The 12469-nt window shown below is 39.6% G+C and carries 9 protein-coding genes; 1 reads left to right on the top strand and 8 read right to left on the bottom strand.

The features are described 5' to 3' along the window. Positions 1–65: 65 nt before the first annotated feature. The 8 genes from ES017_RS11835 to ES017_RS11800 form a co-directional block, all read right to left on the bottom strand. On the bottom strand, positions 66–1271 hold the full coding sequence (locus tag ES017_RS11835; protein WP_021094133.1) for a branched-chain amino acid ABC transporter substrate-binding protein: 1206 nt from the start codon (positions 1269–1271) through the stop codon (positions 66–68). A 284-nt stretch (positions 1272–1555) separates the two neighbouring features. After that, positions 1556–2725, bottom strand: a complete 1170-nt coding sequence (locus ES017_RS11830; protein ID WP_021094134.1) for a sugar ABC transporter permease — start codon at positions 2723–2725, stop codon at positions 1556–1558. 3 nt (positions 2726–2728) lie between these two features. Then, positions 2729–4282 (bottom strand): xylose ABC transporter ATP-binding protein, encoded by a 1554-nt coding sequence (locus ES017_RS11825; protein WP_019417744.1) that lies wholly within the window; start codon positions 4280–4282, stop codon positions 2729–2731. Positions 4283–4298: 16 nt separating this feature from the next. Then, on the bottom strand, positions 4299–5381 hold the full coding sequence (xylF, locus tag ES017_RS11820) for a D-xylose ABC transporter substrate-binding protein (protein ID WP_009361354.1): 1083 nt from the start codon (positions 5379–5381) through the stop codon (positions 4299–4301). 179 nt (positions 5382–5560) lie between these two features. After that, complete coding sequence (locus tag ES017_RS11815; RefSeq protein ID WP_021094135.1) at positions 5561–6793, bottom strand: helix-turn-helix domain-containing protein; 1233 nt, start codon at positions 6791–6793, stop codon at positions 5561–5563. Then, on the bottom strand, positions 6771–8210 hold the full coding sequence (locus ES017_RS11810) for a sensor histidine kinase (RefSeq protein WP_021094136.1): 1440 nt from the start codon (positions 8208–8210) through the stop codon (positions 6771–6773). The genes ES017_RS11815 and ES017_RS11810 overlap by 23 nt, the downstream gene beginning before the upstream one ends. Continuing rightward, complete coding sequence (locus ES017_RS11805) at positions 8207–9193, bottom strand: sugar-binding protein (protein ID WP_021094137.1); 987 nt, start codon at positions 9191–9193, stop codon at positions 8207–8209. The genes ES017_RS11810 and ES017_RS11805 overlap by 4 nt, the downstream gene beginning before the upstream one ends. A gap of 77 nt (positions 9194–9270) precedes the next feature. Further along, positions 9271–10953, bottom strand: a complete 1683-nt coding sequence (locus ES017_RS11800; protein ID WP_021094138.1) for a methyl-accepting chemotaxis protein — start codon at positions 10951–10953, stop codon at positions 9271–9273. A 168-nt stretch (positions 10954–11121) separates the two neighbouring features. On the opposite strand from ES017_RS11800, the gene ES017_RS11795 reads away from it, so the two are divergent. Next, entirely contained in the window at positions 11122–12465 is a 1344-nt protein-coding gene (locus tag ES017_RS11795) for a TrkH family potassium uptake protein (protein WP_021094139.1), read from the top strand. Positions 12466–12469 lie beyond the last annotated feature (4 nt).

Below are 12469 nucleotides of genomic sequence, written 5' to 3'. Positions count from 1 at the left end.
TCGTGAAAAAATTTACAAGAAAAGGGTACGGCAAACTGTCATACCCTTTTCAAACGTATTCATCATTATTTACTTACTTCATCTTCTAATCGAGCTGGATATGTTGCTTCTTCGAATTTGTAAATGTAAATTTTCGCGTATTTGTTGTCCCCTTTTTCATCAAAGCTTACTTTTGTCACAACTCCTTCATAATCTTGAACGTTACGAACCGCTTCCGCTACTTGTTCACGGGAAGGAAGTTTGTTTCCGTTTGCTTTAATTGCTTCTTCAATCGCTTTTAATAAAACACCCATCGCATCGTATCCGTAAGCGGAATACGATTCAATATTTTTGCCGAATTTTTGTTTATACTTTTCAGCAAACTGCTTTCCGGCCTCCGTCGCCGTTGCAATACCTGCTGCGGATGTAATGAATGTATTTTTCACTGCATCGCCCGCAATTTCAACAAGCGTTGACGAGTCCATCCCATCTCCGCCCATAAATGGTACATTAATACCTTTATCACGCGCTTGCTTAATTAACATGCCACCTTCTGTATACATACCACCGAAATAAACGAGATCCGGTTTTTTCGCGAGCACCTGATTTAATACGCCATTAAAGTCTTTCTCGCCAATTGTGATTCCTTCAAATCCAACAATTTCAGCACCTGCTTCTTCCGCTCCTTTTTTAAACGCTTCTGCTAAGCCTGTGCCGTATGCTGTTTTATCTTGAATGATAAAAATTTTCTTTGCTCCTAATTTTTCAACAGCGAATTTTGCACCTGCAGGACCTTGGAAATCGTCACGTGCACAAATGCGGTTCACCGTTTTTAAGCCTCGGTCAGTGACATCTGTTGCTGTATTTGCTGGAGAGACCATTGGGATGCTATATTTTTCGTAAATTTCTGAGGATGGAATGGCAACACCTGAGTTCAAATGTCCAACTACACCTAAAACTTGCTGATCGGCCCCAATTAATTGAGCATTTGCTACCCCTTTTTTCGGATCAGCTTGATCGTCATATGGAACGAGTTCTAATTTGAAACCTAACTTCTCGAATTTTTCTTTTTGCTCTTCTAACGCTAGTTGAGCCCCGAGTTTGATCGATTCTCCTAACGTTGCTGCTCCACCAGAAAGCGGACTTTGTGTGGCAATTTTAATGACTGTCCCCCCTCGAGATTCTCCACCGTTTTTCGTCGTTTCCGACGTTTTCTCTGCTGAACAGCCAGCTAACAAACCAATAGCTAAAGCAGCAGATGTGAAAATAGAAAGCGTCTTTTTCCTTTTCATGTAAATCCCCCCTTTTTATTTTCTGAAAATTTAATATTTTCACAAGAATAATATAATATGAATTAACAGAATAGACAAGATGTATTTTTCGAAATTTTAAAAAAATACATATTTCAACAAAAAAACTGATCGCATTAACGATCAGCTTCCCCACATCCCGTTGAACAATGAAATGGGAAGTATGAAAATATCCCCCCCTAACAGTATATTTCTAAAACATTTCCATTTTCATACAAAAGAAACGCCAGAAAGGCAGCATTTCCTGCCCTCCTGGACGCCTCTTATTAATTCGCTTTTCGTTTTCGGCTAGCAATATCGATCCAAACGGCTAAAATTAAAATACTTCCTTTTACAATATATTGCCAAAATGTTTCCATACCTAGTAACGACATCCCGTTATCGAGCGACGTCATGACCATTGCACCGATCATTGCACCGATAATTGTACCAGATCCACCCATTAACGATGTTCCACCGATGACGCAAGCAGCAATCGCATCTAGTTCGTACATTTGTCCCGCTGAAATGGTAGCTGATGATAAGCGTGCCGTTAACACGAGGGCAGCAATGGCAGAAAGCAATCCTGTAAAAACAAACAACATCATCGTATGACGTTGAATGTTAATGCCAGATAAACGAGCGGCTTCCACGTTGCCTCCGATTGCATATACATGACGACCAAATGTCGTTTTTGTCGCAATGAATGAAAAGATCAACGCGAGTGCAATAACAAAAATAATAGGAAAAGGAATTCCTTTATAACTGTTCATCGTCAAAACGAATAACAAAATAAGTACGCTAATAACAAGTAGTTTAGCAATCTCAATTGGTAATGGTGAGACAGTAAAGCCGTATTGTTGCCGCGATTTTCGCTTACGGAACGTAGAAACGAATAAAGAAACAATAGCGATCACCGCAAGCACGATACCAAAGGCGTTTGTAAAATATGCGCTTCCTAAAGCGATAAATTGAGCATCAAAAATTGGGATGGTTGTTGATTTTGTAATCCCCATTAACGCCCCACGAAAAATCATCATCCCACCTAACGTAACGATAAACGCTGGGATCGCGCGATAAGCAACTAGCCATCCTTGAACAAAACCGACAAGCGCTCCCGCAAGCAACGTGCATACGATGACAACAGATGTCGGCATTCCCATCCAGTTGCTTAAAATGGCTGCGATGCCACCAGTTAATCCGACGATCGAACCGACGGAAAGGTCAATATGCCCCGCAACGATGACGAGCACCATACCAATTGCCAAAATAGCGGTAACCGACATTTGTGTAAATAAGTTGGATAAATTTCGTGCGCTTAAAAACGTCTCATTTAACATACCAAAGAAAATCCAAATCGCAATTAGTGCACCGATCATCGTATAAGCACGAATATCTACTTTTCCAAATATATTTTTCTTCTTTTGTTGCTGTTCGATGACTGCTTTTACTTCCATGACTCATTCCCCTCCTGTCGCTGCCATCATAATATTTTCTTGTGTTGCTTCATCGTGTGATAACTCTTTCACGATTCGTCCTTCACGCATGACATAAATGCGATCGCTCATCCCTAAAATTTCTGGAAGCTCAGAAGAAATCATCATGATGGCAACGCCTTCTTCAGCTAATTGATTCATTAAATGATAAATCTCATATTTTGCACCAACATCAATGCCGCGTGTTGGCTCGTCTAATATTAAAAGCTTTGGCTTCGCCATTAACCATTTCGCTAATACGACTTTTTGTTGATTTCCTCCAGATAGCGTACCAACAGCTGTTTCTAAAGACGCTGTTTTTGTTTTTAGTTCATCGACATACTTTTGACTCCACTTTAATTCTTCATTTTGATTAATGACTTGCAAACGGCTAATGTTTTTTAAACTTGCTAGTGTCGTGTTTGTTTTAACATCCATTCCGAGTACAAGACCTAACCTTTTTCGATCTTCTGTGACAAGTGCAATGCCTGAGCGAATGGCGTCTTGCACAGAGCGAATGTGCACTTGCTTTCCTTCCATCCATACTTCTCCTTCAGCTTTTCCTTCGTATGCACCGAACAAGCTCATCGCTAGTTCCGTTCGCCCGGCTCCCATCAAGCCAGCAATGCCGACAATTTCCCCAGCACGAACAGTCATATGAATACCGTCGTTAACTTTCATCGGTTTTTCTTTATGCCAAACGGAATAGTTTTTCACTTCTAATACGACATGACGTGGCGTTTTTTTGACGTACGGATAACGCTCTGTCAATTCGCGTCCAACCATGAGCGCAACAACTTCATCTTCATTCGTTTCTGCGCGTGAAAGTGTCGCAATGGATTTTCCGTCGCGCAATACGGTGATCGAATCTGCTAATCGAAATACTTCTGGCATTTTATGAGAAATATAAATACACGCAACTCCTTGTGCCCGCAGCTGTTCTAAAATACCCATTAAAATTTCAACTTCACTTTCGGTTAAAGCTGCCGTAGGTTCATCTAAAATTAAAATGTTTGCTTGTTTTGCGAGCGCCTTTGCGATTTCAACTAATTGCTGTTGACCTATGCCAAGTGAATGGATTTTTGTTCGTGGAGAAATCGTTAATCCGACTTTCTTTAACCATGTTTCCGCTTCATAATACAATTGATCCCATTGAATGACACCGAATTTACGTGGTTCGCGTCCTAAAAAAATGTTTTCTCCAACTGTCATTTCTTTTACGAGTGCGAGCTCCTGGTGGATGATTGCAATGCCCGCTCGTTCAGCATCAACAATATTTCGAAACGAGACCGGTTTGCCATCAATACGAATTTCACCATCATACGTGCCAGCTGGATATAGTCCGCTTAACACTTTCATCAACGTTGATTTTCCAGCACCATTTTCGCCACAAAGCGCATGAATTTCTCCCTTTTTCACTTTGAAACTAACGCGGTCAAGCGCTTTCACACCGGGAAACTCTTTTGTAATATTCATCATTTCTAACGCATACATTCGTTTCACTCCCGTTGTATCATGTTGAAAATAAGGGTCTGGCAAAGCCAGCCCCTTGTTTTCATTGTTTTGGCCATTGATCTTTCGGTACGTTTTTGAATACGTCCTCTAATTTGTGATATCCATCTTTAATGACTGTATCTAATACGTTGTCTTTTGTTACCGCAATTGGATCAAGTAAAACAGATGGAACATCAATTTTGCCGTTTGATACAGTTTGATTCGTTTCGATTTTCTCGCCTTTCGCTAAAGCAACAGCCATCTCCGCTGCTTTTGTTGCAATGGCTTTAATTGGCTTATATACTGTCATCGTTTGAGTACCTTCAACGATACGTTGGAGTGCTGCCAACTCAGCATCTTGTCCAGAAACAGGTACTTTTCCTGCCAATCCTTGCGCGGCTAATGCTTGAATGACTCCACCTGCTGTTCCGTCATTCGCTGCAACAACGGCTTGAATGTTATTATTGTTTGCTGTTAATGCGTTCTCCATATTTTTTAACGCTTCTTCTGGTTTCCAATCTTTTGAGAATTGATCGTAAACAATTTTAATGTCGCCTTTTTCTTCAAGTGGCTTTAATACGTTCATCGCTCCTTGGCGGAATAAATGGGCGTTGTTATCTGTATCTGCTCCACCGATGTAAACGTAATTTCCTTTTGGCGCTTTCTCTACAATCGCTTGTGCTTGCATTTCACCGACGCGGACATTGTCAAACGAAACATAATAATCTACTTCAGCGTTTTTAATTAAACGGTCATAAGAAATAACCGGAATGCCTTCTTTATGCGCTTTTTCTACGATTGCTGCTGACGCTTCAGCGTTATGAGGCACAACAACGAGAACATCGACTCCTTCGGAAATGAGCTGTTCGGCTTGACTCAATTGTGCAGCATCATCTCCGTTTGCTGCTAATGTTTTCACCTCTGCTCCAAGCTCTTTCACTTTTGCCTCAAACAATTCTTTATCCCGTTGCCAACGTTCTTCTTTTAACGTGTCCATCGAGAAACCGATCACAATTTTGTCATCGTCTTTTTTCGACGATTCGCTTCCCCCTTCGTTTCCTGAAGATACAACCCCGCACGCTGTTAATGCGGAGGCTAGAACAAATGTTGCCGCCCCTTTCGCGACATGTTTCCACCATTTCACATGTATTCCCCCTTGTTTTTCATATCGTTTACACGTTAAGCGTACCACAAAGAAAAGAAAGCGTTTTCTTTGTTTTCTTCACTTATTTGCGATATATTCGCATAATTTAAGCGTTTTCATGAGTGCGAAAAAGAACAAATTAGCATTTTTTTGTGATAAGACAAAAAAATGCGAGCGCTTTATAGACGCTCGCACATTTCTTGTCGATATTCTGTCGGTGTCATATTTGTCACTTTTTTAAACACACGGCTAAAATAGTTCGGATCTTTATATCCAACGCGATAACATGCTTCTTTCACCGTTAATCCTTCATCACGCATCAACTGTTTCGCTTTTTCAATGCGCAAATGTGTTAAGTAGTCGATGAACGTTTGACCTGTTTCTTTTTTAAATAGTTTGCTGAAATAATACGGTGTTAAATGGACATATTTTGCTACTTCTTCAAGCGTGACATCATAGCAATAGTTTTCGTGCAAAAACATTTCGACTTGCTCAATGACATTGCCGTTTGTCTTTATATGAATTTGTTCCACTTCGTCCGTTATCGGAACGTCATCAATATGTATCGCTCGACTAAATGATGATACATAACGTACCGCGGTCCACGCCTCTTTATATGAACGCTTCAAACCATCCACTCCCGAGCGAATCGTACCAATCCCTATCTTTACACGCTGTTGCAATGCTTTCTCGAGCTGTTTTAACAACGATTGAGCGAAAGAAATGACCCGTTCATGTTGTTCAGCCTCAATAAAAATAGCCATTTGCCTTTGACTAAGCGGGCTGCATAAACAACGTCGCTGTTGTTTTATACATTGTTTCACTATTTCTTCCCACTTTTCACGCTCAGACGCATCACTTTTTTCTAATTCAATAACCATTGCATATCCCTTTTCAAATTCCATGCCGGTAAATGTATGTGCAGAACATTCATCCATTTTCCCCATTAACAACCATGTCCAAGCTGTTTCACTTAGCGCTTGCAGCTGGACAAGTTTTTCACGAGCTGTCAATTGCTGTTCACGCATCGCTTGTTCTTCCATAATTTGATGTAACAATTTTTGCAACAGCTCGACGATTTGTTGCTTTTTAGCCGGTTTTAACACGTATTCGATAACACCTAAAGAAATCGCTTCTTTCGCATATGTAAAGTAATCATATGCTGTTAAAATGACAATTTTTGATTGCGCATCTATTTTGCGTATTTCCGCAATTGCTTCTAGTCCTTGAATGCCCGGCATTTTAATATCCATAAAAATGATATGCGGACGATGTTGTTCCACTTGCTGAATCGCACTTCGACCATGTTCAGCATGAAAAATAGTAAACGTCTGTGGAAATGCGCGCTCAATCATCAATTGCAATCCTTCACGCTCTAGCGGCTCATCATCAGCAATAAGTAGCTTGTACATCGCTCTCCCTCCTTGGCAGTCGTAAAATAATGGCTGTGCCTTCGTTTGGTGCGCTTTTTATATCAAGTATTTTCTCTACTCCATAAAAAAGTTGCAGACGTCGTAGCACGTTTTCTAATCCAAGTCCAGTGGAATGACCTGTTTTTGTTAATGAATATGATGCGTTCATAATCGCTCGTTGTACGTCGTACGGCATCCCTACACCGTTATCTGCGATAGTTACTTGAATGCAATTTCTTTTTTCTTCGATGATTAATCGAATGTTCGCTCCTTCTTCCATTCCTTCAATACCATGAATAAAAGCGTTTTCAATCAGTGGCTGCAACGTTAAACAAGGGATCGGCTGGTCTAAACATGATTCATCTATTTCAAGTTGAAACGTCACACGATCGCGAAAACGGGCTTTTTGAATAGCGAAATACTCCTTTGCATGCTCTACTTCTTCACGTAACGTAACAGGCTGATCGAGCTTTCGTAAGTTATATCGCAACAAGTTCGACGTGGATACGGTGAGTTCACTTGTCTTTTCTGCCCCTTCGATATAAGCAAGTTTTGAAATGACGTTTAGCGTATTAAATAAAAAGTGAGGATTAATTTGACTTTGGAGCGCTTTTAGCTCTAATTCTCGAACAAGTTTTTCTTTTTCTAATATTTCCATATTTTTAGAGATTAATATACGCAAATTTTCAATCATATGTTGAAACGTTTTACCGAGCAAGCCAATTTCATCATGTCCATCAAAGCGAGGAATACGCGTGTCCAGTTGACCCGCTGAGATGTTTTTCGCCGCATGAACAAGATGATGAATCGGAATGACGATCGTTCGTGATAACCATATTGCAAATACGATGCTTAAAATCGTTGTTAAAATAAACAGTATCCCGCCTAATTCATTCATTCGTGCTGTATGTTGTAACATTTGCTTATACACCGGTTGATATAAGCTTAGTTCAACATCAACGAGCGCTTGGCTATCTTCGCGAATAAATGAAGCAATTTTTTCAATTTCGTTATATTGGTCAGCATATCCCGTAAATTGTTGTTTTGTTAATTTATGAATAATTGTTTGTTCTAAATTGAGAAAAACATAAACCATATTTTTATAGTTTTCAAGCGTAAACGCATTGTTTCCTTCTAATTGTCTTACAGTTAATTCACGTTGCAGCTTTTCTAGTTGCCTTTTATGTTCAATAAGCTGTTTATAGTTATATTCATCTTGATGAATTAAATAACTGCTTAAAAAACGCACATTTTCTTGTGTTTCAAGCGAAATTTGTTTATATAAAAAAATGCGCTGCATCATGACATCGTAACTTTCTTGTACCTTTTTTCCACTTTGAAAAATAAAAAACGCGATACAATTCAATAAAAGAACGAGAAGTGGAATAAAAACAAACAATTTCGTTCGGATTTTCATTTGTTTCTCCCCTGCTGAACGTTTTGACGGTCGATGACTTCAATCGCTGTAAAATGTTCTTTATCAATTTGTTTGCCAGAAAGATGGTCAACCATTAATTTGACTGCCGAATATCCCATATCGTAAGGTTTTTGGACGACCGTAGCCACAATGTCCCCTTCTTTAATCGCTTCCATTGTTTCTTCCACATCGTCAAAACCGAAAATTTGAATGTTTTCACGATGTAAGTTTTTTACCGCCATTCGAATTCCAATCGCATCGAGCGCACTCGTGCCGACCATAACAGAAATATTCGGATGTTTGCGCAACATTTGTTCCGCTTGAATCGAAGCTTGAATGCGAGAAATGTTCGATGATGTAACGGAAACAACTTGTAAGCGCGGATGCTCAGCAATAACAGATAAAAACCCTTGCAAACGTAGGCGTTGGTTTTCTGATGTATCGGTTCCAATGATTACTCCAATCGCTCGCTCTCCTTCTACGCGAGAAACAACTGCCTTTCCAAGCAGCTGTCCTGCTTCAAAATTATTTGTTCCAACATAAGCGATGCGTCGACTTTTCGGAGCGTCAGCATCAATTGTAATCACAGGGATATTTCGCGAAATAGCTTTGTCAATCAGCGGTGTAAATGCTTCGTCTTTTAAATTTTGAACAATGATGCCATCTACCCGAGAGGCAATCGCTTTTTCTAGCAATTTCACTTGTTCATCAATGCTTGTTCGGAGAGGGCCAATGTATTCAATATTGACGTTATTCTGCTTTCCTGCTTCCCTTGCCCCTTGTTCAATTTTCCGCCAATACGGATTATCAAACTCTTGAGATATTAAAATAATATGTGGGAGATGCGACGCTGCTTTTTGTTCATGTTGCAACTTGGCTACTGTTTTTTCAAGCTGCTTGGTGACGGTGATAAAGTGAAAAAAAACATATAAAAATAAAACGAGCAGTACAATAAGACTTATTGTCCATTTTTTTTGTGCCATTGTCTTCACCTAATTTTACTATAATTCGTTTTGATAACGTTTACAATATTTTTTAAAGCGACAGATTTTCTGTCGCTTTACACGGTAAATCGATTGGTCGTTTCTTTCATCTTCTCTGCAATGTCATACAACCGTTGAGCGGTTGCGGCTACTTCTTGGGCTGATGCGGTTAATTCCTCTGATGAGGCAGTAACTTCCTCTGTCGCTGCTGAGTTTTCTTCAGCCACGGCACTAATTTGTTCAATACGAGCAATCACTTTATCTTTTTCTTTCACGATTTCATCCATCGCTTGTTCAGTCGAAACAAGTAAAGGTGCGATATGACTAATGGATGTTAAAATATCAGCAAACGAACGGACCGTTTTTTCGACGGCATTTGCTTGATCTTTAATAAAGTGTTCCACTTCTTCCGATGTATGAATGACGTCTTCCGTATTTTTACTAATGGATGTAATGAGATGAACAATGTCCTCTGTAAATGATTTAGACTGTTCGGCTAATTTACGCACCTCATCAGCAACAACAGCAAACCCTTTTCCAGCCTCCCCAGCGCGTGCCGCTTCAATTGCAGCGTTCAAGGCTAACAAGTTTGTCTGATCTGAAATTGTTGAAATCATTTCCGTAATCCCGCTAATTTTTTGTACAGATGTCGTTAATGTCCGAACGTGGTTTGTCACCGTTTCAAACGCTCGTTTAATTTGTTCGATCGAAGCAATTAATACATCCATCTCTTTTTTACCAATATCTGCCCGTTCAGACGTACGAAGGGCCTCTTGTTTGACATTTTCAAGTTCTACATATACACGTTCGACTTTCTCTGTTAAATAAGAAAGCGAATGGGTCATGTCGGCTAAATCGTTCGCTTGCGCGGCCGCTCCTTGCGATACTTGTTCCATCGTTGCGGCCACTTCTTCAGTAGATGCAGACATTTGTTGTGAAGTAGCTGATAGTGCGCTTGATTGTTGGTCGATGGCATCCGCTTGCATCTGAATGAGAACAGCCATATCCCGAAGTGCTTGTTTTGTCTCCGCAAGTGCGCGTGCCATTTCACCAAATTCATCTTTTGACTCGAGAAGTTTTTCAGGTACCTGTTTACTAAAGTCGCCGCTAGCCATTTGTTCGAGATGTTGTTTGGCGATATGTAACGGTTTCATAATTCGAATAGAAATAAAGAAATGATATGCGATGACTCCAACAATAACAAACAATGCAGAAATAGCAATGACTTTTATAATAACGTTATTAATCTCTTGATTGACGATTTGTTTTGGCATACCGACAAAAAACATACCGATGACTTCATTACGGTCGTTTGTAATTGGTAAATAACTCGTTACATACGGTTCCCCAAGTACGTTCGCTTCACCGATGTAACGCTTTCCACCATGAATGACTTCCCGTACAACTTTCGGATCTGCTTTCGTTCCTATTTGTCTTTCGCCATCTTTCATAATTGTGGTGGTAACACGTTCATCGTTAAGAAAAATGGTACTGTCTGCCCCAACAACTTCCTTTACGTAATCAACGACCTTCTCGTTGTTGTTAATTTCTACTTCTCCTTTGTAAAGTTTGCCGTCTTTCATTTGCCACTTCCCAACAAACTTCGCATCAATCAATTGCAAAGCAAGCTGTGCATTTGTCGTTATCACTTTATTGGCGATTAATGATTGAAATTGAACATAAATCATACCGTTAATAAGCCCCACTAATAAAAAAACGGTCAGAATATATACAGCTACAATTTTTCCACGCGTCTTCATAATTGTCCCCTCCACTTTTGTGAATGAATGAGCAACACTATTTTATCAAATGTAACAACATTTATAAATACAAATATTGTTTCATGAAAAAACAGACTTGCATTCCTTTTTGTCATTTGCCAAAATCAAAATATGTGTAAAACAAAAAACATGCGAGGGAATAAAGCTGTGAAATCTCAAAAATTATCGCGCCTATCTACCGTTCAGCTTATCGTCTTATTTTACTTTGTAGCTGTTTGCATATCGACATTTTTACTATGGCTTCCTATTTTTCATCAGCCTGGGGTAAAGATTAGCTTTGTTGATGCGTTATTTACCGCAGTCAGCGCCATTAGTGTAACAGGCCTCACCGTCGTATCCACAGCTCATACTTTTAATACGCCTGGTATACTTGTATTAGCTTTTATTCTTCAATTTGGCGGAATTGGCATTATGGCACTTGGGACATTTATTTGGCTGATGTTCGGGAAAAAAATTGGCTTTCGCGAACGACAACTGATTATGACAGATCAAAACCGTTCAACATTTGCTGGATTAGTAAAGCTAATGAAAGAAATTTTAACGCTCATTATTACCATCGAAATCATTGGTGCGGTGATTTTAGGTGTATATTTTCTCCGTTACTTTCCGTCATGGAAAGAAGCGTTTTTCCAAGGCTTCTTTGCATCGGTGAGCGCAACAACGAACGCTGGATTTGATATTACAGGACAGTCGCTTATTCCATTTGCTGACGATTATTTCGTCCAGACGATACATATGATTTTGCTCGTTTTAGGTGCAATTGGTTTTCCTGTACTTATTGAAGTGAAAGAATTTTTCTTCCATCGTCAAAAGAAACAATATCGTTTTTCGCTTTTCACAAAATTAACGACCGTCACATTTTTTCTTCTCGTTTTATTTGGAACATGGGCTATTTTATTCATTGAATGGAATCGTTTTTTTGCGAATAAAACGTGGCATGAGTCGCTTTTTTATGCGTTATTTCAATCGATTTCTTCCCGCAATGGTGGATTAGCAACGATGGATGTCGCCGACTTTTCTGAACCTACACTACTTGTTTTAAGTGTCCTCATGTTTATCGGTGCCTCTCCAAGCAGTGTAGGGGGAGGGATTCGGACGACGACGTTTGCTATTGTGATGTTAACGATTTTCTTTTATGCGAAAGGAAAAAACTCGATTAAAGTGTTTCAACGAGAGATTCACCATGAAGATATATTAAAGTCGTTTATTGTGTTTGGAACAGCTCTTATTCTTTGCTTTTTAGCTGTTGTGTTTCTTTCTTTTTCAGAGCCTTTTACAATGATCGAAATCGTTTTTGAAGTATGCTCGGCCTTTGGAACGACCGGTTTATCTATGGGTATTACATCCCAACTAAGCACATTTGGAAAACTAGTGATTACGGCTTTAATGTTTATTGGGCGAATTGGCATTTTATCGTTTTTGTTCCTTATTCGCGGCAACAATCAAAAAGAGACGTACCACTATCCAAAAGAGCGCATTATTATTGGTTAAAAGC

Origin of the sequence: Anoxybacillus sp. EFIL (assembly GCF_013096955.1) — a bacterium.
GTDB classification, from domain to species: Bacteria; Bacillota; Bacilli; order Bacillales; family Anoxybacillaceae; genus Anoxybacillus; species Anoxybacillus ayderensis.
This window is presented reverse-complemented; position numbering and strand designations above follow the sequence as displayed.